Below are 23,635 nucleotides of genomic sequence, written 5' to 3'. Positions count from 1 at the left end.
AAGCTATTCCAAATAATTGCAAACTGGCCGGACGGCATTCGGCGTCCGGCCAGTCCGCTATTGCCTGATCTCAAACGTCACCACCTGCAGGCCGCTCGCGCCCTTGTCGTCCTGCGCCTTCTTGGCGAGGTTGATCGCCAGTCCGCGCGTCGGCGGCAGATGCGATTGCGCCACCAGCTGGCGCGCCCGCTCGACCGAGAGTTTCTGGTCGCCCAGCCCTCCTTCGCGGCAATAGGCGATCATGGTTTCGGCCGGTGCCGGTGTGTCGAACGTCAGGTTGCCCGTCCCCGGCTGCGGGATCTGCCGCTTTTCGCCCGTTTGCAGCGTCGTGTTGCCAATCATTTCATCGGGGATGACCTCGACATTGCCGGTCTCCTCGACATAGAGGATCTGCAGTTCGCAGGCCTTGTTCGTGCTCAACTCGAACGACAATTGATCACCGACTTTTGCAGTGGTCGTCGCGACATGCAGCGCCAGTTCGAGCTTGTTGCCACCTGCTGGCTGTTCCTGGCGGTAGGCCGGTATCGCGGCTGCAACCGTCTCAGGCTTGACATAATCCTGCTGCGCCGTCTGACCTGCGACCTCCTGGCTTTGGCTGGTCACCGCCAAATGGACGGTGGTCGTATCGAGCGGCTTCAACTGCATCAGCGGATGCAAAAGCAGCGGAAACTGCTGTTCGACTTCGGCGCGCGGGATGGTGCCACCGGCTTCCAGCGTCGTCACCCAATCGATACCGAGCCGTAACGTATCGACATCCTCCACCCGCCGGATCGCTGCGGAAAGCTCAGCCGGGGTCATGTCGAACTCGGCGGCCAGCGCATCGAAATCGAGCTCGTCCTCATACTTGTCGCCGAAATAGGTGACGAGCTCGGCATTGCCCGGAGCCTGCATGCTTTGGGCGCTGCCGTCCGGCGTCGGCTCGGTTACCCCCAGCTTGACCAGTGCCTCGACGAAGCGCTGCCGGTCCTTGTTATACGCCGCATCAAGCTCTTCCTGCGGCACATACATGTCGAGCAGAATGGCCTGCTGATCCTTGCTGAACAGCGTCGATGTCTGGATATGCTCGCGCAACTGATCACGCTTCGACAGGATACCATTGGCATGGCAATCAAAGCACGAGCGGGCGTTGACGATCTCGACGCCCTTGCCGATCGGCCGCTTGCGGAAGGACACGATCGAGGTCGGACCGATATCCAGCTGCTTGCCTGCCGCCGTCGACAGGTAATAGCCCTGCAGCCCGTTCGGCAGCGAGAAGATCATTTCGCCGCCATCATGTTCGAACGCCGTCAGCCCGCCGTCGAACGGTTCCAGTTCCTTCGGCCCCTGCGGAAAGCGCTTCAGAACCTGACGTCCGACATCGCCGCCGAAATCGTAGGATTTCCAGTAATAGCCGCCGAACGGCATCTCATGACGCTCAAGCATGCGGTTATGATCGGAAACACCGGACGATCCGTCGGCAAACCCCGCACGCAACACCTGGCGGCGGCGGATATTGTCGTCCACGTTGATCTGGAACCGCTGTTCCAGCTCGCGGATATGGGTCGGAAGCTTCATCAGCTGGTTGTAAATCTTCGGCTTGGCCGCATTGGCCATGAACCAGTCGATGCGCATGACCGGCAGGACGGTATCCGTCTCCTTGGTCAGCGCCAGAAGCGACGCATCGCTGCCGGGATCGATACCATAGACATATTGCGAGATCAGGAAATTATAGTCGTCGGCAGTCCATTGCAGGTCGCGCAGATCGACCCGCACCATCAGTCCGTTGGTGCCCTCCACTTCCTGCGGCAAGACCAGTTTCGGACCATAAGACAGCGAATTCAGCAGTTTCTTGAAGCCGCCAGCCAGAACGTCCATGCGCTTCATGAACGTCTTGTCCTCCTCGCAGCCCATCATGCCATTGTACTGGTTGCGGTAGGAGAAATAGCGCATGTATTGCCGGTCGAGATCGTTGACCTTGGAAATATCCTTCAGCCCGGCCTCGATGAAATCGCGATAGGAGAGCATGGGCCGTGTACGCTCAGGCTTGCTTGCCGCCGTCTGCGGCAGGTCGGATTGTTTGAGCGAGTTGATCCAGTCCTCGAGGCTTTTCACCTCTTCGGCGGTCGGACGCTTGCCGAGCGGCATGCGGCCGCTGGTCACCGAGGTGAACAGGCGGGATTTTGCAGCATCGCCCGGAACAACGAAGGCCGCATCGGCCGCAATCGAGCTGAGATCGCCGGCCGGATAGGATCCTTGCGAACTTTCACCCGGACCATGGCAATTGCGGCAATATTTGCCGATGAAGGCATCGGCCTGCGTTGCAAGGCCAGCATTGTCACCGGCGAGCGCAGATGCGGGTGTGCTTTCCTTGCAGACGGCGGTTGCCGATTGCGCCACCGGCTGCGGTGGCTTGACCTCACGGTCGGACAGAAAGGCGTAGATCGCCGTACGATCCTTCTCGGTCAATGCGGAAAGCCCATGGGCGATTTCGCGCATCACCGGATCGGTCAGCGGCGCACCCGACAGCTTTTTACCTTCATCGATCAGCCCGACGGTAAACACGTCCGGCGAGGCAAGGCCTGCCATACGCGTCTTGGAAATGTCCGGGGCAACAGCACCTGTCAGTCCCTTTTCCCCCGTATAGGCGTTTTCCATGTCGAGACCATAGGTCGTGGTGCGCGGCGTGTGGCAATCGCCACAACCGCCGACGTTCTCGACGAGATAGCGGCCCCGCTCCATCTGCGTTTCTTCACGAGACTGATATTCCGGCACATTGAAATGACTGCGCTTCCACAGCGTAATCGTCGTCTGGCGGCTATAGGGAAAAGCGATCTCATGGTCCTGCGACACGGCATCGGATGCAATGAGCGTGTCGATATAGGCCTTGATGTCGAGCACATCCTCCGGCTTCATGCCGCCATAGGCGGTATAGGGCATGACCGGATAAAGATTGTTGCCCTCGCGGTCGATCCCTTGCATCACCGCATTGAGGAACTGGGCATTGCTCCAGCCGCCGATGCCATTGGCATGGGGCGAAATATTCGGCGCGTAGAATTTTCCGATCGCCGTATCCATCTCAAGTCCACCGGACAGGACCTCGGAATTCCTGACAGACCCATGGCAAGCGGCACAACCGGATGCGTTGAACAGATATTTGCCGTTGTCGGTATTGGCCTTGTAGGTCGCATAGGCATCGTCAGAAAAAGCATCGCGGGCCGATACGGCGCTTGGACATTGGGTCAACGCCAGCACGATAGCCCCTATCGCTAGAACATGACGCGACAGGCTGGGACTATGGGTCATTTTACCGGACAATTGATCGAACATGCGCATGGCTTGTTCTCCTTGCTTTCTCAACCGACAAATACGTTATGCCTTATCGGAACTCGAACTGCTCGAACTCGACCCGTCTGGGTCTTTTGCCGAGCTCCGTCAGTCCCTTCTCAATGGTTTTTCGCAGCAATGGCGGCCCGCAGAACCAGAGGTCCGCCCCTGCGGGATCGATCGCAGTCGATGCCGCGAGCTTTGCCGCATCGAGCCGTCCATCGGTTTTGGAATCGTGTAAAGTAAAACTGAAATTCGAAAGTTTTTCCGCCTGCGCCTCAAAGGTGTCGAGGCCGATGGCCTCGCTCCGTTCGCGCACACAATAGACCATGTGAATGTCCTGCCCCTCATCCCCCTTCAGGCTCCCCGCCATCGCCAGGAACGGCGTAACACCAATGCCGCCGGCGAGCCATATCTGTTTCTTGCCGCCGCGGCGATGATTGAAATGACCATAGCCGCCCTCCAGCGTCAGCCGGTCGCCAGCGGCGATGCCCTCGCGCAAGGCCTTGGTATAGTCACCCAGAGGCTTGATCGCAAAGCGGACGACGCCGTCGTCATCCATGCCGGCAATCGTGAAGGGATGCGGCTCACGCAGACCCGGTTTATTGACCCGGAAAAACCCGAACTGGCCGGGCCTGGCGCGCAACGGACGCCGGATTGGGCGGGCCGAAATGATCGTCGCACCCTCGTGACGCGTCACATCGGAGACCTCGTAGGTCCGGGTACGCAGCCAGGGGAAAAGCTGGGTGTAGATGTAGCTCAACGTTCCGATCACGGCGAAAATGTTGAGATAGGTCGCCAGCATGGCCGTGCCGTCATAGGGCCGCTTGATGAACGTCTGATGGAAAGCAACCATAATGAACAGCAGACCGATGAAACGGTGCGTCAAGCGCCAGAAATGATAGGGTATCTCGATCTTCGTCTTCGGGATGATCTTGACGATGCTGAGAACCAGCAGGATCACGAGGGCATAGAAGGCATATTCCCCCGCGGACGCCGCAAGTTTATTCAAAGCGCCAGTCAGCGACAGCCCCTTGAAATCCGGCGTGACGAAATAGTGCACGAGGATCAGGACAAGCACTGTGATACCGACGCGGCGATGGGTCTGGTAGATACGGTCGAGACCACCGAAAAGCCGCTCAACGAAAGGCGGACGGGTGGCCATGAACAGCGCCAGCGCCATGCCGGTAAAGGCCATGGACGATGCCATCAGCGAAAACGTGGTGCCCGCATTGGTGTGACTGACCGCGGGGATGGCCAAAAGCCCCGCAAATCCCATCAATGACCAGACAAGAACAGCACCCGCGCTCACGCAATATCCCTCACCAATCCGCAGCTGCAGAGCCCCGAAGGCAAGACTGGCAAGGCCCTCAAGCTTCGTCAACTGCTATTGTAGAACATACGATTTTGCGGCGGGCTTTATTCGACGGCCCCCAAGCTTCTGTGTTTACATCGGAAATAGGCCCGGCGACATTTCCGGACAAAAAAGCAACTCGCGATTACTGAAACTTTCTCGACGCAAGCATCTCGCGTGCCTTCTGTGCCAGCGGATGCTGGGGATGGCGGCGGATAAAGCGCTCGTAGGCTTCGCGCGTCCCCTTCTTTTCAACGCTGTCATATTCGGCCTGAACGGCAGCCTCGGGATCCGGCGCTGGCGCCATGATGCCACCGGCACCTGCCGGTTTTTGTGCCGCCAGAACCGACCCGCCGAAAAACCCTGCTATTGCCCCAAAAAGAGCAAGGAGCGGCCATTGCCTGCGAAATACGACTAGCATATCAATGCCTCTTCAGTTTTAAGAAAGTTATACGTGCGATTGGTAGCATAGACTGGTTCCGGTTGCTTTTCGAAGCGGCAGTCTTCCAGAAATTTGGTTATTTCAGCTTCATATTCTCCACCGAAAAGGGCAAACATGACGGGTATTAGCAAAACGACAAAAACCATTGCTGCGACAGGCGACCAACTCGTTGATGGGGTAATCTCAACTTATGCCTGGGGTGGCACTTCCGTCACATACGCGTTTCCTACGCTGACCAGCAACTATACGTACACAGACGAAACTTCAAACAATTTCGCCGCCGTTTCGACTGCCCAGAGAGGCGCCGCACTCTTTGCCATGGAGAAGTCCTATGGCTCAGCTGCGAATGACGGTTTTTCGGTGGAAGGCTTCACGAATCTGAATTTCTCCGCTGGCAGCGCCAGCACAGCAACCCTCCGTTTTGCGCAATCGGATACCCCGGACACCGCCTATGCTTACTATCCGGGCACTTACGATGAGGCGGGTGATATCTGGTTTGGCACAGAATATGCTGGTACTTCCGAGGATTATCGTACCCCAACAGCCGGCAACTACGCCTGGCACACCATGATCCACGAACTTGGCCATGCGCTTGGACTTAAACACGGGCATGAGACTGACACTTTCGGTGCACTGCCCTCTCAAAACAATTCCGTCGAATATTCTGTGATGACATACAACAGCTACATCGGCGGTAGCGGTTATTATTATGAACAATTCGGTGCACCGCAAACCTTCATGATGGCCGATATTGCGGCGCTTCAGCATATGTACGGCGCCGACTACACTACCAACAGCGGCAACACGGTCTACAAGTGGACACCGACAAGCGGCAATACACTTGTCAATGGCAAGGTGGCGATCGAACCCGGTGCCAACCGCATCTTCGCCACGATCTGGGATGGCGGCGGCAACGATACGTACGATCTGACAGCTTACAAGACCGGCATGCAAATAGATCTTCGCGCCGGTGGATTTTCAATGTTCAACAAGGACCAATTGGCCTGGCTGGGCGGCGGGCCGAACGATGGCCACTCACGCGGCAATATCTTCAACGCATTGCTCCATGAAGGAAATCTTGCGTCACTGATCGAGAACGTGAAAGCTGGCTCCGCCAACGACAAGATTGTCGGTAACCAGGCTGCAAACGCGCTTTACGGCAACGGCGGAAATGACACGCTTCTCGGGATGACCGGCAACGATTCTCTGTTTGGCGGCGCTGGCTCTGACAGCCTGAATGGTGGAAGAGGAGCTGACAAGCTCACCGGCGATGCCGGCGCTGACACATTCGTTTTCACGTCTATTTTGGATTCCACGAATATCGCGTCCAACCGTGACACGATCTTTGATTTCCGGGGGTCTGAGCGAGATCGGATCAATCTTTCGGGAATCGACGCCGACACTACGATTGCGGGCAATCAAGCGTTCAAGTTCATCGGCACGAGCGCCTTTTCCGGCGCCGCAGGCGAGTTGCGTTACGTCAAGAAAGCGTCCGATACCTACATCTATGGCGACGTGAACGGCGACAGGAAAATCGACTTCGCCATTCATCTCGACGACGCCATCACCATGCAGAAGGGTTACTTCCTCCTTTGATTGGTCAGCAATAGAGAAGGCCGGATCAAGAAAACATCCGGCCTCTCAATGCAGAAGGGCGGCCCACGGGCCGCCCATTTTTTTTACAACCGATCTCAAGTGCGAAATTTAGCCAACGAATGCGCGTTCGATGACGAACTCGCCCGGCTTGTTGTTGGCACCTTCGTGCAAACCGGCCGCCTCGAGAATTTCCTTGGTTTCCTTCAGCATTTCGGTCGAGCCGCAGATCATGCCGCGATCGACGGCCGGGTCGAACGCCGGAAGACCGAGATCCGAGAACATCTTGCCATCGCGCATCAGGTTGGTGATGCGGCCCTTGAAGGGGTAATCCTCGCGGGTGACCGTTGCATAGTGGCGCAGCTTGTCGCCGACCAGTTCGGCCAGGAACTCATGGTTGCGGATTTCCTCGATCAGATCGAAGCCGTACTTCAGTTCGGCCACATCGCGCGTGGTGTGCGTGAGGATGACCTCCTCGAATTTTTCGAATGTTTCCGGATCGCGGATCAGGCTCGCAAACGGCGCGATGCCTGTTCCTGTCGAAAACATATAGAGGCGCTTGCCGGGGGTCAGAGCGTCAAGCACAAGCGTACCCGTCGGCTTCTTGCGCATCAGCACCTGATCGCCGGGCTTGATGCCCTGCAGATGCGACGTCAGTGGGCCATCAGGAACCTTGATCGAGAAGAACTCAAGCTCATCATCCCAAGCCGGGCTGGCGATCGAATAGGCGCGGTAGATCGGCTTGCCATCGACCATCAAGCCGATCATGGCAAACTCGCCCGAGCGGAAACGAAATTCGGTCGGCCGCGTCATACGGAAGCTAAACAGCCGGTCCGTATAATGCGTGACCTTTGTCACCGTTTCAGCAAACACGCCGGCAGGTACGGTTGCGGCAAATTCTTCGATCTTGGCAGGAGCGTTCATTTCGGCGTCAGGTCCTGTAATGATGAGTAATGCTTTCAGGTATCAGCGGATATTCCAAAAGGCGCTGATTTGGAAGCAATTCCGTTCCAATTATAGCGCCTTTTGCAGATTGATGCGTGCTTCAGACTGTCGCGGGCCCTAAGAAACCCGCCGCCAGCTGTAGGATTTCGCATCCGTCGATGGTTTCGCCGTCGGCTGGTAGTGATTGTCGATCCCCGGCAACCGGCCTTCGGACAGGCGCTTGAGTGCGGTTTCGTTGGAAACGGCAAAGCTGTCGACACCACAGCGCAGCATCAGCGGCACCTGGTCGATCAGCACATCACCGACAGCGCGGATTTCCTTACCGTAACCCAAACGAACGCGCAACAGCGAGGCGTGGCTGAACGCCCGGCCATCATTGAAAGCGGGGAACGCCACCGCAATCAGCGATACCTGCTCCAGAAACGGTTGCAACCGCGTCACATCATCGGCCGGATTGATCAAAACACCGAGGCCGCTATCGCCTGATGATGCTTTTTCAAGAAAAGCATCAATGCCGAGAATGGCTTTTTCATTCGAACCGGCCTTGGTTTCCTCGGTTTCTACAACCCAGGGATCGTCGGTCACGAAGCCGGTTTCTTTCCAGATTTTCGTCATGTCTTTATCCTTGCCTTCTCAGGCGGCTTCCTGGGCGTTGCCACCGTAGAGGGCGTCCTTGAAGGGCTGCGGCCCGACCCGGCGATAGGCATCGAGAAAAATCTCCGAGGCATCGTTGCGCAGGCCGAGATAGGTGTTGACGATGGTCTCGATCGCGTCCGTCACCTTTTCCGGCTCAAACCCGCGGCCGATTATTTCGCCGATCGACGTGTTCTCATCGCCGGAGCCGCCAAGGGTGATCTGGTAGAGCTCTGCGCCCTTCTTCTCCACGCCCAGAAGGCCGATATGGCCGACATGATGGTGGCCGCAGGCATTGATGCAACCGGAAATCTTGATCTTCAATTCACCGATTTCAGCCTGCCGATCGGCGTCACCGAAGCGCGTGGAGATTTCCTGCGCCAGCGGGATCGAGCGCGCATTGGCGAGCGCACAATAATCCAAGCCAGGACAGGCAATGATGTCGGTGATCAGGCCGGCATTGGCCGTCGCCAGCCCAATCGAAACGAGACCGCGATAAAGCGCCTCCAGATCGGCCAGCGCCACATGCGGCAGGATGATGTTCTGCTCGTGGCTGATGCGGATTTCATCGAAGGCGTATTCTTCCGCCAGGTCAGCAATCGCGTCCATCTGGCTGTCGCTGGCGTCACCTGGAATGCCGCCGATCGGCTTCAGCGATACGGTCACCATGCCGTAGTCCGGATGCTTGTGCGGCTGGACGTTCTGCTGCACCCAGCGGGCAAAGTCCGGATCCGCCTTCTTCCAGCCTGCGAGATTGGCCCAGCCTTCTGCACGGTCGGTCAGCGGCGGAAGGGCGAAATAGCTGGTGATGGCCTGGATATCCCCTTCCGGCAGCTTCAATTCAGTATTCTTCAGCTGCAGGAACTCCTGCTCAACCTGACCGGTCAGAACTTCGGCACCCGTTTCGTGCACGAGGATCTTGATGCGGGCCTTGTACTTGTTGTCGCGGCGGCCGTGCAGGTTGTACACGCGCATGACCGCTGTCGTGTAGGATAACAAATCTTCTTCCGGCAGGAAGTCGCGGATCTTCTTGGCGATCATGGGTGTACGTCCCTGCCCGCCACCGACATAAACGGCAAAGCCGATCTCGCCCTTGTCGTTCTTCTTCAGGTGCAGGCCGATGTCATGCACCTGAATAGCCGCACGGTCGCGCTCGGCGCCCGTGACGGCGATCTTGAACTTGCGCGGCAGAAAAGAGAATTCCGGGTGAACGGACGACCACTGGCGCAGAATTTCGGCGTAGGGACGCGGATCGGCGACTTCGTCAGCAGCGGCACCGGCAAAATGGTCAGCGGTGACGTTGCGAATACAGTTACCCGACGTCTGGATGGCATGCATTTCGACAGACGCCAGTTCCGCCAGGATATCCGGCGTGTCCGACAGCTTTGGCCAGTTGTACTGGATGTTCTGGCGCGTGGTGAAATGGCCATAACCGCGATCGTATTTGCGGGCGATATGAGCGAGCATACGCATCTGCTTGCTGTTCAGCGTGCCATAAGGGATCGCAACGCGCAGCATGTAGGCGTGAAGCTGGAGGTAGACGCCGTTCATCAGCCTGAGTGGCTTGAAGGCATCCTCAGCGAGCTCGCCGGAGAGGCGGCGGGTTACCTGATCGCGGAACTGCGCGACACGGCCGGCAACAAACGTATGGTCGAATTCGTCGTAACGGTACATCGGTCTTCTTTTCCTTAAGCCGCGTGCACGGGGCCGCTCAGCCCCTTGTATCCCGGTGCATAGTCGATCGTCGGGCCTTCGGCGCGGACGCGTTCACGCATACGCAACGGCCGCAGCACGCCTGCCACTTCTTCAATATCGATAACGTTCACGTCAACCACCTTGTTATCGGCAAAGGCGGCCTTGCCAGTTGCTTCCAAAGCTGTGACCGCTTCGGCATGGCGAGCGATAAAGGCGTCCTGCAGCGATTCCACCCAATTGCCCGAGGCATCAAGCCAGACGGAAATGCCGTCGGACAGGCGGTTTGCGGTCAGTACCTTGTCGGCCATGTCAGTTCCTCACTTCGTCAGTCTGTTTGTGCGCCGCCACAGTTTTGGTGCCGGTATTCTTCTGGGCGACAAGCGGCTCAGACCGCTCGAAATTCGCACCCGCAACCGCATCGCCGATGATCACCATGACCGGACCATCCAGCTCGTAGCGATATTGCAGGTCCGGCAGATCCTTGAGCGTGCCATGCAACAGCTTGCGCTCCGCGCGGCTGGCATTCTCGATCACCGCAACAGTGGTCTCTTGCGGCAAACCAGCCTCGATCAGGCGCGCGGCAACGGAGGCTGCCACCGTGCGGCCCATATAGACGGCAATGGTGGCGCCGGAAATGGCAAGACGCGCCCAATCGGGCAGAACGTCACCGGTCAGGTCGTGGCCGGTGGTAAAGATCAGCGAGGAGGCAACACCGCGCAGCGTCAGCGGCAGTTCGAAATCGGCGGCAGCCGCAAAGGCAGACGTGATGCCGGGGACAATCTCGTAGGTGATACCGGCTTCGCGAAGCGCCGCCATTTCTTCCCCCGCACGGCCATAGACCAACGGATCACCCGATTTCAGCCGGACAACACGCTTGCCGTCCTGGCCGAGGCGCACCAGCAACTGATTGATTTCGTCCTGCGATTTCGAATGGCAGCCCTTGCGCTTGCCGACAGACAGACGCTCGGCGTCGCGGCGGCCCATATCGACGATCGCCTGCGGCACCAGCGCATCATAGACGATCACGTCTGCTTCCATCATCACGCGCTGCGCCCGCAGGGTCAAAAGGTCTTCGGCACCCGGACCAGCGCCAACCAGCCAGACGTGACCGGGAACGCGATCGACCGACTGCAGCAACCGCGATGCTTCGCGGCGAGCTTCAGTGACGTTTCCGAGCGAGACCTGGTCGGCAACAGGGCCGGAAAAGAAGCGGCGCCAGAAAACCCGGCGAGAAACACCACGCGGCAGAACGCGGTCAGCCGTATCACGGTAAGCCTGCGCCAGTGAGGCAAGCGCACCAAGCGAGGGAGAAAGCAGCTGGTCGATCTGTGCGCGGATCATCTGCGCCAGCACCGGGCCTGCCCCTTCCGTACCTATAGCAACGGCAACCGGCGCACGATTAACCAGCGCCGGCGTCAGGAAATCGCAGAATTCGGGCTGATCGACCGCATTGGCCGGAATTTTCTGAGCGCGGGCGGCGGCCACGATCAAACGGTCCTGCAAGGCATCGCCGGTCGCAGCAAAGACCAGTGTCGCGCGATCGACCTGGCTCGCCTCGAAACGCTCTTGCACAAGCCCTATGGCATTGGCGGAGAGAAACGCCGCAAAATCTGTTTCGGGCTGATCCGCATAGACAACGATCCGCGCCTGCGTGTTCAACAGCAACCGCACCTTGGCAAACGCCTCGTCGCCATTGCCAAACACCGCCACGCATTTCTGCGCAACGCGGAAGAAGGCCGGAAAGACGGTCAGTTGCTCGGTCATAACGTGGGATTCTGATCCTTTTACAGGTTCTGCGGAATATCCCCTTTATAAGGCGAACATTGAAGAAACAGAAATTCCGAAGCCTTTGCAGGCGGATATTCTTTTGCTCGACTCCAGCGTAATTTGAGCAAATCTCTCCGGCGATCCAGCCATCGAGCGCGGCAAGATCGAGTCTGCAAGCATTGCCTATGACGGCCGAAATCCGCTAAATGCCACAAACCCTGTTGTCCGGAGCCATGACCTGATGAACAATTCCAAGCTTGCAGAACGCCTGCTGACCGTCATCGAATCCGATGTCCTGCCCCTGACGGAACAGGGTGTCGCTGCCGGCAACAAGGTTTTTGGCGCGGCGATCCTGCGCAAATCGGATCTGTCGCTGGTGATTGCCGAAACCAACAACGAAACGGAAAATCCGCTCTGGCATGGCGAAGTGCATACGCTGAAGCGCTTCTACGAGCGCGCGGAAAAGCCTGACACCAAGGACCTGATCTTCCTGTCGACCCACGAACCCTGCTCGATGTGCCTGTCGGCGATCACCTGGGCAGGCTTCGACAATTTCTACTATCTGTTCAGCCATGAAGATTCGCGCGACGCGTTCTCGATCCCGCACGACCTGAAAATCCTGAAAGAGGTTTTCCGGCTCGATCCCGGTGGTTATGCCAAGACCAACGCTTTCTGGCGCTCGGCATCGATCGCCGATCTGGTGGCAACATCGGATGAAACCGACAAGGCAAAGCTGCGGGCGCAGGATCAGCGCATCCGTGCACGATACCAATCGCTGTCGGATGACTATCAGGCCGGCAAGGACGACAACGCCATTCCGCTGAATTGAGCCCCATGCAGCCCTCCAAGGATATCAACCGCCTGCTCGACATCATGGAAGCCCTGCGCCAGCCGGTGACGGGCTGCCCTTGGGACATTGTCCAGACCTTCGAGACCATCAAGCCCTATACGCTTGAGGAAGCCTATGAAGTTGCTGACGCCATCGAGCGCGCTGACATGGACGATCTCTGCGACGAGCTCGGCGATCTCCTGCTGCAGGTGGTTTTTCACGCCCGTATGGCCGAGGAATCTGGCGATTTCGCTTTTGGCGACGTGGTGGAAGCGATCACGCGAAAGATGATCCGGCGCCATCCGCATGTGTTTGCACGGTCCGATGCGGACACGCCGCAAGCAGTGAAACTCCAGTGGGACGCTATCAAGCAGGCGGAAAAGGCCGAGCGCCGCGAGCGGCGGGCGAAACGCGGCCTACCAGAAGATGTCAACAAGGGACATCTCGGTTCCGTCCAGCGCAGTTTCCCGGCGCTCGTGGAGGCGCTGAAATTGCAGGAGCGCGCTGCCAAGGTCGGCTTCGACTGGTCTTCGCCCGAACCGATCCTCGACAAGATCGAGGAAGAGATAGCCGAACTGCGCGAGGCTTTGGCGTCGAACGACAAGGCAAAGGTAGCGGACGAACTTGGCGACCTGATCTTCGCCGTGGTCAATATCGGCCGCCATGTCGGCGCCGATCCCGAAATGGCATTGCGCGGCACCAACACCAAATTCCGGCGCCGTTTTGCGCATATCGAGACGGAGCTGGAGGCCGTTGGCGAAACGCTTGAGGACGCTACGCTTGAGCGGATGGAAGACCTTTGGCAGGCGGCAAAGGCGATCGAGCGGCAGCTGACCTGACATTCTGCTGCGCATTGACGTGACGTAACGGCATGCCGTTACGTCAACACTCATTTCAAGGACTACCAGTCCTGTGCCGCGGCTTTTGGGCCATTGCCGAGCCGCCGGTCGAGTTCTTCCGATTCGCTGGGCGTCATGCGGAGATCAAGGCTGACCGAACCGTCTTCCAGGTCTTCCCGGCCATCAACCATCGTGTGCTCGTAGATCCAGGACAGTAATTTCAGCTTGCTGGCCGGCAGCACGACATTGCATTCCATCAGGACACCAGACAGACGCTTGTTGATCTCGTCGAGAAGGTGATCGACGCCCTCGCCCGTAACAGCCGAAACAGCAACGGTATTTTCCGAGTTCTCTGCCTTCTGGACGAGACTGTCATGCGCATCGGCATCCAAGAGATCGATCTTGTTCCAGGTCTCGATGATGCGCTCGGAGCGAGCCTTCTCATCGATGCCGAGATCGTCGAGAATGCGAATGACATCCTGCGCTTGCACCTGATTATCCGGATCGGAGAGATCGCGCACATGCAGGATCAGGTCGGCTTCCAGCACCTCTTCCAGCGTCGCACGGAAGGCAGCAACCAGATGGGTCGGCAGGTCGGAAATGAAACCGACGGTGTCGGACAGCATGACCATGCGGCCGTGCGGCAGCTTCATCCGGCGCAACGTCGGATCGAGCGTCGCAAACAACATGTCTTCGGCGAGAACGCCCGCACCGGTGATCCTGTTGAACAGCGTCGACTTGCCGGCATTGGTATAGCCGACGAGGGCGACGATCGGATGCGGAACCTTCTTGCGCTTGGCGCGGTGGAGCTGGCGGGTGCGACGCACCTGCTCCAGCTCCTTCTCGAGCTTGACGATCTTTTCCTGCAAAAGCCGGCGGTCGGCCTCGATCTGGGTTTCACCCGGACCGCCCATGAAACCTGCGCCACCGCGCTGGCGTTCCAGGTGGGTCCAGCTGCGAACAAGACGGCCCTTCTGATAGTTCAGATGCGCCAACTCGACCTGCAGCGTGCCTTCCTTGGTGGACGCACGGCGGCCGAAGATTTCCAGGATGAGACCGGTCCGGTCGATGACCTTGCAGTTCCATTCCTTTTCCAGATTGCGCTGCTGAACCGGGGTCAGCGGATGATCGATGATCACGAGACCGGCATTATGCTCGCTGAGCAGATGGCCGATCTCCTCGATCTTGCCGCTGCCGAGCAGTGTTCCAGGCTTCGGCTGGGCGACAGGCACGATCATGCCGTGCACGACTTCGAGATCAATGGCGAGTGCCAGACCGATCGTTTCTTCCAGCCGGCTTTCATCGCTGCGCGTCGAGGTGGCGGCAATGATCTCGGCGTTCTGTCTGCCCGTCTTTTTCAGGACTGGGACGATGACAACGGCGCGCATGTCATCACGAAGCTTTTCAAGCTCCGGGATGATCGACGCCGATTTGGTATCACGTTTGGTAATGTGTCTTGTATCCCGTCAGGATGCGGATTCTTCGCTCTCGAACATCTGCATCGGCTGGCCCGGCATGATTGTCGAGATCGCGTGCTTGTATACGAGCTGGGAATGCCCGTCACGCCGCAAAAGCACACAGAAATTGTCGAAAGACGTAACAACGCCCGTCAGTTTCACACCATTGATAAGAAATATCGTCAGAGATATCTTCTGCTTGCGGACGGTGTTGAGAAAAAGATCCTGCAAGTTCTGAGAACGTTCCGCCATAGCGCCGCTTCTTTCTTATTGTCCGGTCCGATTTAACCGGTTGATTATACGATCTGAATAGCCCGAACGCTGAAAAAAACTGGTCTTTTAAGCGTCCCCCCGGATTTGGTATCAAATCGCGGTCTTTTCCGCAATGTCGAAAAAGGCTTCACGAATTTTCTGTGACACGCTGCCCGGATGACCGTTTGCGATGGTTTTACCGTTAACGGCAACGACCGGAAAACAGATGCTGGTGGCTGCCGTGATGAAGACTTCGCGGGCCTCCAGCATGTCCTCGACGGAAAACGCCTGTTCGACGATTTCAAGCCCGATCGCGGCAGTCACGTCCTTCAAGGTCGTGCGGGTAATGCCGCGCAGAATGCCGTGTTCGGCGTGGCGCGTCCGCAATCGGCCCTCCTTGTCGACAATCCAGACATTGGTCGCCGCCCCCTCCTTCACCGTGCCATCGGTCTCGACGAAGATTGCCTCCTGGGCGCCCTGCTCCTTGGCGGCCTGCCGGGCCAGCACGTTCGGCAGCAATCCGACAGACTTGATATCGACGCGATCCCAGCGGTTCTCCGGCACCGTGATGGCGCTGATGCCGGATGCATTCTTTTTGGCAATCACCGACGCATCGGTCCGCTTGGCCGTCACCACGATGGTGGACGGGGTATCCGCTGCCGGAAAAACATGATCGCGCCGCGCGGCGCCACGCGTGACCTGCAGATAGAACAGGCCGTTTTTCACACGATTGCGTCGCGCCACTTCGCGGATGATCAGGATGAGCGCGGCGCGTGTCATCGGCCATGCCATGCGCAGTTCGCTCAACGACCGGTCCAGCCGGTCGAGATGGCGCGTCAGGTCTACGATGTATCCGTGACGGATTTCACAGACTTCGTAGACGCCATCGGCGAGCTGGAAACCGCGATCCTCGATATGGACAGCAGCTTCACTATGGCGCTGGTAGGCGCCGTTGACATAGGCAATGCGCGACATAGATTGATGATCCGTCTCGAAAGGATGGAAGCGTTTTTCAGACGCCGAGCGATTTCAACTTGCGATGCAACGCCGAGCGCTCCATGCCGACGAATTCCGCGGTGCGGGAAATATTGCCGCCGAAACGGTTGATCTGTGCGATCAGGTAATCCCGCTCGAACATTTCGCGCGCTTCCCGCAGCGGCAACGTCATGATGTGATGATCGCCCTGCGCCGAAATTTTCGGCAGGCTGTCGCCGACTTCGCTCGGCAGCATGTCGGCCGAGATCGCCGTATCCGGACCATCGCTGCGAGCGAGAATCATCAACCGCTCGATATTGTTACGCAACTGCCGGATATTGCCCGGCCAGTCATGTGATTGCAGTACCGCCAGCGCATCGTCGCCGATCTTGCGGGTGCGGATACCCGCCTGCTCACTGATCTGGCGCATGAACATGTCGACTAGGAACGGAATGTCCTCACGCCGCTCCGCCAGCGGCGGCACACGTACGGGGATCACCGCCAGCCGGTGATAGAGGTCCTCGCGAAAAGCGCCTTCGGCGATCTGGCTTTCCAGATTGTAGGCAGTCGAGGAAATGATGCGGACATCGACCTTGACGCGCTTGGAACCACCAACCCGTTCGAACTGCTGATCGACGAGAACACGCAGGATCTTGTTCTGCGTCTCGCGCGGCATTTCGCCGACTTCATCGAGGTAAAGCATGCCGCCATGGGCTTCCTCAAGCGCACCGGTCTTGCGCGGCTGGCCCGGAGTTCCCTCAGTGCCGAACAACGCAATTTCCATGCGATCGGGCGTGATCGCCGCCGCATTCAACGCCACGAACGGACCCCCGGCCCGCGAAGACTTGCGGTGGATCATCCGGGCAACCAGCTCCTTGCCGGAGCCGGATGGGCCGTTGATCATGATGCGGCTGTTGGTCGGCGCAACCTTCTCGATGGTCTGGCGCAGTTGAGAAACGGCAACCGAGGTTCCGATCAGCTCGACGGGATCGCCGGAGCGCTTCTTCAGCTCGGAGACTTCCTTCTTCAGCTTGGAATTTTCCAGCGCCCGTTCGGCAATCAGGATCAACCGGTCTGCCTTGAAGGGCTTTTCGATGAAGTCATAGGCGCCACGGCGGATTGCCGAAACGGCCGTCTCGATATTGCCGTGACCCGAAATCATCACCACCGGCAGATCCGGATAGCGGCTCTTGATCTCGTCGAGAAGCGCCAGGCCATCGAGCCGGCTGCCCTGCATCCATATATCCAGGAAGACAAGGCGCGGCACGCGATCGCTGATGGCGGCAAGCGCGCTGTCGCTGTCGAACGCGGTACGGGTTTCGTGCCCTTCGTCGGACAGGATGCCGGAGACGATCTCGCGAATGTCTTCTTCGTCGTCCACAACCAGAATGTCAGCCGCCATAGGAAGTATCCTTGTCTTGTCTGTCTTCAGTGCCACTGCTCTGTCCGGCCGGCGGCAAGATAATGCGAATCATGGCGCCTTGGCCGCGATCGAAATCGGCGGGTGCGTCATGCAGTTCCAATTGCCCGCCGTGGTCCTCGATGATCTTCTTGACGATCGCGAGGCCAAGGCCGGTGCCTTTTTCGCGCATCGTCATGTAGGGCTCGAGAATACGGTGTCTATTTTCGGTCGGCAGTCCCCGACCGTTGTCGATAATATCAACAACGAATTGGCCGCTCGTTTCATTCAATCGTGACCGCACCATCACCTTTCGATCGCCGCGAACAGCGTCTGCCGGCAAGGCCTCGATCGCCTCGACCGCGTTCTTGATGATGTTGCCGAAGGCCTGGCCCAGCATGCGGCTATCGAACGTGCCGTCGAGCGGTTCTTCACCGAGATCGCGGATAAAGGTCACATGGGTATTGCCCATCTCGCGCAGGAAGATTGCATCCTTGAGGATGTTGCGCAGATCGGCCTTTTCCTTGGTCGGCTTCGGCATGCGGGCAAACCCGGAGAATTCATCAACCATCCGGCCGATATCCTCGACCTGGCGGACGATTGTATCCGTACACTGGTCAAACACCGTGCGATCGTCCTGGTTGATCTGCTTACCATAGCGGCGCTTCAGCCGTTCGGCCGACAGTTGGATGGGCGTCAACGGGTTCTTGATTTCATGGGCGATGCGGCGGGCGACGTCGGCCCAGGCGGTCGAGCGCTGGGCGATCACGAGGTCGGTAATGTCATCGACGGTGATAACGTAGGAATCCTTGGCGTCGTGCGATTCCTCGCGCGTTACCTGCACATTCAACGTCCGCTCGGTGCCACCGCGCATGATGTTGATCTGCTTGCGATAGTCGTTGCGATGGCGGCTGGCGGCCTCATTGAGGACCTGCTCGATCTCGGGCGCTACATCAGCAAGCTTTTCACCGACCAGTTCCAGCGTCGTACGCGACAGGAAATGCTCCGAGGACGGATTGGCGATGGTGATGCGCCGGTCATCCTCGACACCAATTACGGCTGCCGTCACGCCTGAAAGCACAGCCTCGATGAACCGCCGCCGGTCATCCATCTCATCCTTCGCCTCAAGGATCTGGTCGCGCTGCGTACGGATTTCAGCGATCATCTTGTTGAAGGTGCGCGAAAGGCTGCCGACATCGCCATCCACTGCATGCACGGGCACGATGACATTCAGATTGCCGCTGGCCACGCTATCGGCGGCTCCGATCAGAAGCCGGATCGGGCGGACGATACGGTCGGCAACCGCAATAGCGGTCCAGATCGCCGCCAGAAGCACGATCAGAGCGAAACCGAGATAAAGCACCCCGAACGCCACCTGCAACGATGTCCGGCCAGCCTCGAGATTCTTATATTCGGCAGTATTCTCCTCCATCAGCCGCATCGAGCGCATGACCTTCGGATCGACGCTGCGCACGGTATAGAGATAAGCACCTTCGATATTGTCGATCGGGATGATCGCGCCGACAAGGTTGGTCACGCCAGGCGGAATAAGGGTCGGCTGGCCGGATACGGTGCTCAACAGCGCATCCTTCGGAATGGCCGGCAGCGGCCGCTCGGTCGGAATATTGGCCTGAAGGATTGGCGAACCATCGCCACGGACAAGGAAAGCGCCGAGCATGCCGCGCCCACGGGCCTGGCGTGTCATCAACTCGATAAAGCCCGTGCGGTCGAGGCTGTAAAGCTGGCGGTTGCGCTCCAGGTCATTGGCCATGGAGACGGTCTGTCCCTGCAGGTAGCTGGCATTTTCCATCATATAGGCCTGCGCCACGTCAAGCGACGACCTGACGATCGATTGCGTGCGCAGGGAAAACCAGCGGTCGAGACCAACATCGAGCGTGATGCTGGCAAAGATCGCCACCAGGATTGCCGGCGTGATTGCAACGATCGAAAACAGCGCGACGATGCGCACATGCAGCCGTGCTGCCGCCCTGCCTCGGCTACGCGCCTTCAATAGGCGCAGGATCTCCCGGCCGATCAGAAACAGCAGTCCGATGACAAACAACGCATTGATCGCCGCCGAACCGATAATGACATTGGTTTCCGGCCTGATCGGGGTAAGCCCGAGTAGAATCAGCAGCGATATGATCGCGCAGACCAGGGCTCCGGTTGCCAGCAACAGACCTGGCAATGCGAAAGATGCACGCCGGTCATGGCCGATCACGGCAACGTCGTCTTTCGCCATCGGCTCAATCAGCCCTTCGGCCATCAGAAATGCATCCCCCGCCCCGGCTCGCTTTCGATCGGAAAGCGGCGGGCATTTTTTTTACGCGCCATGGTCAAGAAATTGACCGCCATGACCCGATCGACTCCCTGCTTTCCAATGCAAGGAGGCCAGATCCGGCGGATGACGAGCGGAAAGAATCACCGTCATCCGTGTGCTTTCTAAGCAACATATTGTGGCGAAAATGCAACGCTTCTGTGAGGCAAGTCAAGCGCTACGTGAGCTGCGGTAAACCGAAACCCCAAGCTCGCGGATTTTCTTGCGCAGGGTGTTCCGGTTCAGGCCGAGCAGGTCGGCCGCCTTGATCTGGTTACCTCGCGTTGCCGTCAGGGCAGCCAGAATAAGCGGATATTCCATTTCGGCGAGCACACGGTCATACAGGCCGGCCGGCGGCAGCCCCTCGCCAAATCCGGCAAAATATTGCCGCATATTCTCCTCCACCGCCTGCGAAATCGACATTGATCCCGATCGGCCCGGCGTCTTCTCGATCGGGCTGTCGGGAATGTCGGAACGCAGCTCCGTTTCGATGATTTCGCGGGTGATGACGTCCTGTGGATAAAGTGCAGTCAGGCGGCGCACGACGTTTTCCAGTTCACGCACGTTGCCGGGCCACGGGTGGGCCTTCATCAGCTCCAGCGCCTCTTGATCGAAGCGTTTGACATCGAGGCCTTCCTTTTCGGCCTGCTGGACGAAATGGCGGACGAGATCGGGGATATCCTCGGCGCGGTCGCGCAGCGGCGGCAGCCGTAGCGGCACGACATTGAGCCGGTAGTAAAGATCTTCGCGGAACAGGCCCTGGTTGATCGACTGCTTCAGATCCTTGTTGGTCGCAGCAACAATGCGCACGTCGGAGCGGATCGGCGTGCGGCCGCCGACCGTCGTATATTCGCCCTGCTGCAACACGCGCAGCAGACGTGTCTGCGCATCCATCGGCATGTCGCCGATTTCGTCAAGAAACAGCGTGCCGCCTTCGGCCTGTTCGAAGCGGCCGGTCGAACGGTTCTGCGCGCCGGTGAAGGCGCCCTTCTCGTGGCCGAACAATTCCGATTCGATCAGGTCGCGCGGGATCGCCGCCATGTTAATCGCAACAAAAGGACCGTTGCGGCGCTTGCCGTAATCGTGCAACGCCTTGGCAACCAGTTCCTTGCCGGTACCGGATTCGCCGGTGATCATCAGCGTCAGATCAGTCTGCATCAACCGAGCAAGGACGCGGTAAATTTCCTGCATGGCGGCAGAGCGGCCGACCAGCGGCATGCCATCTTGCGTGTCGTCTTCGTGCTTGACCGGCTTGCGCTTCGGCTCTGCAAGAGCGCGGCCGATGATGGCGATCAGTTCGGTCAGATCGAATGGTTTCGGCAGATAATCATAGGCGCCTTTTTCAGAGGCCTTGATTGCCGTCATGAACGTGTTCTGGGCGCTCATTACCAGAACCGGCAGATCCGGCCGCGCCTTCTTGATGCGCGGCAAGAGATCGAAGGCATTTTCGTCGGGCATGACAACGTCGGTCACAACAAGATCGCCATCGCCGGCCGATATCCACCGCCACAGCGTCGCTGCATTGGAGGTGATGCGAACGTCATAACCGGCGCGGCTCAGCGCCTGGTTGAGAACGGTACGGATGGCTGCGTCGTCATCAGCGACGAGGATAGTGGCGCCAGTCATCGGGATTGTCCTTTTACAATAGCCAGAGGCTCGCTGTCTTCGGCGGTCGGGCCTTTCGACGCGGGCATCAGAACACGGAATGTCGTACGGCTCGACTGGCTGTCGCACTCGACGATGCCGCCATGGCCGCCAATGATCTTGGCGACGAGGGCGAGGCCGAGGCCGGAGCCGTTGGTCTTGGTGGTAATGAACGGATCGAACAGATGCGGCACCAGATCGGCGGGCACACCCGGTCCGTTGTCATGGACGCAGAACTCAAGCGGCAGCGAAATCTTTTCCCGCGTTCCGGCAACCGATAGGCGGATGCCGGGCCGATAGGCCGTCGTCAGCATGATCTCGCCATCCGGCTTATCGGCAACCGCTTCCGCCGCGTTCTTGATCAGGTTGAGAAACACCTGGATCAGTTGGTCGCGATTGGCATAGACCGGCGGCAGAGACGGGTCGTAATTCTCGGTAATCCGGATCTTCCGGGCAAAGCCAGCCTTGGCGATGGCCTTTACGTGATCGAGCACCGAGTGAATGTTAACCGGGTGACGATCGACCGGCCGCTCGTCGGAAAACACTTCCATGCGATCGACCAGCGAAACGATGCGGTCCGTCTCATCGCAGATCAGCCGCGTCAGCGCCCGGTCCTCATCGTTGACCGATGTTTCAAGCAGCTGGGCTGCACCGCGGATACCCGATAACGGGTTCTTGATCTCGTGGGCCAACATCGAGGCCAGTCCCGTCACCGAGCGGGCAGCTGCGCGGTGGGTCAGCTGCCGGTCGATCTTGTCGGCCATCGAGCGTTCCTGGAAGACGATCACGACGGAACCCGGCTCGGACAGAACCGGCGCAACATAGAGATCGACAAGCTTGTCGGCGCCCAGCCGCGGCGAACTCAGATCGACCCGGTACTCGTTGACGGCGGCACGCCGTTCGCGGACCTGCTCGATCAGCGTCAGAAGCGGGCTGCCAAATGGAATGAAGGCGCTGATATCGTGGCGGGCGAGATAATTGGCGCTGGCGCCAAAGAATGCCTCCGCCTCCCAGTTCGCAAAGGCGACGAGACCCTTCTCGTCGACGAGGATCACCGGGTTCTGGATGGCATTCAGAACCGCCATCGGCAGCGAATTGACGGCCTTGCGCTCATCATCGCCTATCTTGTCGGTCATGCTGCATCCTTTTCTTCGCCCAAGGCGCACCCTGCCGCAATGGCGGCCACCGCGCCGGACAAGGCGATGGCAGGATCAGTGGAGGTCATGATTGCCGCCTTCTCCTGCGCAGCAAGCTGCGGCGCAAATCGGCTGAGATACCAGCCGAGATGTTTTCGCGCATGACGAAGGCCGATATCGGTTCCGTAGAACTCCAGCATCATACCGTAGTGCTCCGCCACGATTTCAGCGATCTCCGCGGCACCCGGATGTTCAACTGCGCTCGCAAGCACGCCCGCATGCCAGGGCCGCCCCTGACTGGAGCGCCCGATCATCACCGCCTCGGCGCCGGAACGCTGGAGAATTTCGTTGGCGTCTTCCCGCGTTGCCACATCGCCATTGGCGACCAATGGTATGGAAATCACATCACGAACGGCGTGGATCGCATCCCAATCGGCATGGCCGTTATAGAACTGCATGCGGGTGCGGCCATGAATGGTGATCATCTGAACACCAGCATCCTGCGCCCGTTTGGCGATCAACGGGGCATTGATGGAGTTTTCGTCCCAGCCCAGGCGCATCTTCAGCGTCACGGGCACATCGACGGCCTTCACCGTTGCCTCGATCAGTGACAGGGCATGATCGGGATCGCGCATCAGCGCCGAGCCGGAATAGCCACCCGTCACCTTCTTGGCCGGACACCCCATATTGATGTCAATGACATCCGCGCCGTTGTCCGCAGCGATCTTCGCCGCTTCACCCATCCAGTAGGCCTCGCGTCCAGCCAGCTGCACCATATGCGGATCGATGCCCGAGCTCTTCAGCCGAGACCAGCTTTCCGATGCGTTGCCGACCAGTTCGCGGCTTGCTACCATTTCAGTGACGACCAAGCCCGCGCCAAACCGCCAGGCCAATTGCCGGAAGGGCAAATCCGTCACACCCGACATCGGCGCAAGCACGACACGGTTTCTAAAGGAGAGCCCGCCAACCCGGAACGGGGAGGACAAATCCGGTACCTGCAAATGATTATCTTTCGAGCACATCTCTATTCTGCACTATTTTTAGACATACTTGGC

Annotated in this window: 19 protein-coding genes; 3 read left to right on the top strand and 16 right to left on the bottom strand. The window is 58.7% G+C overall.

Annotated features, from left to right (window positions below):
• Window positions 1–57: 57 nt before the first annotated feature.
• The 3 genes from ACSQ3J_RS19765 to ACSQ3J_RS19755 all read right to left on the bottom strand — a co-directional run bounded on the left by ACSQ3J_RS19765 (window position 58) and on the right by ACSQ3J_RS19755 (window position 5,078).
• Complete coding sequence (locus ACSQ3J_RS19765; RefSeq protein ID WP_060505193.1) at window positions 58–3,312, bottom strand: c-type cytochrome; 3,255 nt, start codon at window positions 3,310–3,312, stop codon at window positions 58–60.
• Window positions 3,313–3,355: 43 nt separating this feature from the next.
• Window positions 3,356–4,687 (bottom strand): ferredoxin reductase family protein, encoded by a 1,332-nt coding sequence (locus ACSQ3J_RS19760; RefSeq protein ID WP_244482251.1) that lies wholly within the window; start codon window positions 4,685–4,687, stop codon window positions 3,356–3,358.
• Between the two features lie 115 nt (window positions 4,688–4,802).
• A complete protein-coding gene (locus tag ACSQ3J_RS19755) occupies window positions 4,803–5,078 on the bottom strand; it encodes a hypothetical protein (RefSeq protein ID WP_060505192.1) in 276 nt (91 codons plus the stop codon).
• Window positions 5,079–5,213: 135 nt separating this feature from the next.
• Between ACSQ3J_RS19755 and ACSQ3J_RS19750 the strand changes: the two genes are divergently transcribed.
• On the top strand, window positions 5,214–6,695 hold the full coding sequence (locus ACSQ3J_RS19750; RefSeq protein WP_060505191.1) for a M10 family metallopeptidase: 1,482 nt from the start codon (window positions 5,214–5,216) through the stop codon (window positions 6,693–6,695).
• 108 nt (window positions 6,696–6,803) lie between these two features.
• Here ACSQ3J_RS19750 and ACSQ3J_RS19745 read toward each other — a convergent pair whose 3' ends face one another.
• The 5 genes from ACSQ3J_RS19745 to cysG all read right to left on the bottom strand — a co-directional run bounded on the left by ACSQ3J_RS19745 (window position 6,804) and on the right by cysG (window position 11,729).
• The gene (locus tag ACSQ3J_RS19745) at window positions 6,804–7,616 is read right to left on the bottom strand and encodes a ferredoxin--NADP reductase (RefSeq protein WP_060505190.1); all 813 of its coding nucleotides are present in this window, start codon (window positions 7,614–7,616) and stop codon (window positions 6,804–6,806) included.
• 138 nt (window positions 7,617–7,754) lie between these two features.
• Entirely contained in the window at window positions 7,755–8,252 is a 498-nt protein-coding gene (locus ACSQ3J_RS19740) for a DUF934 domain-containing protein (protein WP_060505189.1), read from the bottom strand.
• Between the two features lie 18 nt (window positions 8,253–8,270).
• Window positions 8,271–9,944 (bottom strand): nitrite/sulfite reductase, encoded by a 1,674-nt coding sequence (locus ACSQ3J_RS19735; protein WP_060505188.1) that lies wholly within the window; start codon window positions 9,942–9,944, stop codon window positions 8,271–8,273.
• A 14-nt stretch (window positions 9,945–9,958) separates the two neighbouring features.
• Window positions 9,959–10,273: a DUF2849 domain-containing protein gene (locus tag ACSQ3J_RS19730; RefSeq protein ID WP_060505187.1), complete on the bottom strand. Its 315-nt coding sequence runs from the start codon at window positions 10,271–10,273 to the stop codon at window positions 9,959–9,961.
• A gap of 1 nt (window position 10,274) precedes the next feature.
• Window positions 10,275–11,729: a siroheme synthase CysG gene (gene cysG, locus ACSQ3J_RS19725; RefSeq protein WP_060505186.1), complete on the bottom strand. Its 1,455-nt coding sequence runs from the start codon at window positions 11,727–11,729 to the stop codon at window positions 10,275–10,277.
• A gap of 244 nt (window positions 11,730–11,973) precedes the next feature.
• Here cysG and ACSQ3J_RS19720 point away from each other — a divergent pair, with 244 nt between their 5' ends.
• Together ACSQ3J_RS19720 and mazG are read left to right on the top strand one after the other, a co-directional pair.
• Window positions 11,974–12,561 (top strand): nucleoside deaminase, encoded by a 588-nt coding sequence (locus ACSQ3J_RS19720; protein WP_060505185.1) that lies wholly within the window; start codon window positions 11,974–11,976, stop codon window positions 12,559–12,561.
• Window positions 12,562–12,566: 5 nt separating this feature from the next.
• A complete protein-coding gene (gene mazG / locus ACSQ3J_RS19715) occupies window positions 12,567–13,400 on the top strand; it encodes a nucleoside triphosphate pyrophosphohydrolase (RefSeq protein WP_060505184.1) in 834 nt (277 codons plus the stop codon).
• A gap of 62 nt (window positions 13,401–13,462) precedes the next feature.
• On the opposite strand, the gene hflX is transcribed toward mazG, so the two are convergent.
• The 8 genes from hflX to dusB form a co-directional block, all read right to left on the bottom strand.
• Window positions 13,463–14,788, bottom strand: coding sequence for a GTPase HflX (gene hflX / locus ACSQ3J_RS19710; RefSeq protein WP_060505183.1), 1,326 nt, complete (start codon window positions 14,786–14,788; stop codon window positions 13,463–13,465).
• Window positions 14,789–14,866: 78 nt separating this feature from the next.
• Entirely contained in the window at window positions 14,867–15,109 is a 243-nt protein-coding gene (gene hfq / locus ACSQ3J_RS19705; RefSeq protein WP_018325164.1) for an RNA chaperone Hfq, read from the bottom strand.
• A 111-nt stretch (window positions 15,110–15,220) separates the two neighbouring features.
• A complete protein-coding gene (locus tag ACSQ3J_RS19700; RefSeq protein ID WP_436039957.1) occupies window positions 15,221–16,084 on the bottom strand; it encodes a D-amino-acid transaminase in 864 nt (287 codons plus the stop codon).
• Between the two features lie 37 nt (window positions 16,085–16,121).
• Window positions 16,122–17,486, bottom strand: a complete 1,365-nt coding sequence (gene ntrX / locus ACSQ3J_RS19695; protein WP_060505181.1) for a nitrogen assimilation response regulator NtrX — start codon at window positions 17,484–17,486, stop codon at window positions 16,122–16,124.
• The gene (locus ACSQ3J_RS19690; RefSeq protein ID WP_060505180.1) at window positions 17,476–19,749 is read right to left on the bottom strand and encodes a sensor histidine kinase NtrY-like; all 2,274 of its coding nucleotides are present in this window, start codon (window positions 19,747–19,749) and stop codon (window positions 17,476–17,478) included. Before ACSQ3J_RS19690 ends, ntrX begins: the two co-directional genes overlap by 11 nt.
• Window positions 19,750–19,971: 222 nt before the next feature.
• Window positions 19,972–21,426 carry a nitrogen regulation protein NR(I) gene (gene ntrC, locus ACSQ3J_RS19685; protein ID WP_060505179.1) on the bottom strand — a complete coding sequence of 485 codons (1,455 nt, stop codon included), beginning with the start codon at window positions 21,424–21,426 and terminating at the stop codon, window positions 19,972–19,974.
• Window positions 21,423–22,580: a two-component system sensor histidine kinase NtrB gene (locus ACSQ3J_RS19680; RefSeq protein WP_060505178.1), complete on the bottom strand. Its 1,158-nt coding sequence runs from the start codon at window positions 22,578–22,580 to the stop codon at window positions 21,423–21,425. Before ACSQ3J_RS19680 ends, ntrC begins: the two co-directional genes overlap by 4 nt.
• The gene (gene dusB, locus ACSQ3J_RS19675) at window positions 22,577–23,602 is read right to left on the bottom strand and encodes a tRNA dihydrouridine synthase DusB (RefSeq protein WP_060505177.1); all 1,026 of its coding nucleotides are present in this window, start codon (window positions 23,600–23,602) and stop codon (window positions 22,577–22,579) included. The genes ACSQ3J_RS19680 and dusB overlap by 4 nt, the downstream gene beginning before the upstream one ends.
• Window positions 23,603–23,635: the final 33 nt, after the last annotated feature.

The organism is Rhizobium sp. LjRoot98 (assembly GCF_964252935.1).
In the GTDB taxonomy this organism is placed as follows: domain Bacteria; phylum Pseudomonadota; class Alphaproteobacteria; order Rhizobiales; family Rhizobiaceae; genus Pararhizobium.
The sequence above is the reverse complement of the archived record's forward strand: the minus strand, read 5'-3'. Positions and strand labels throughout refer to the sequence as shown.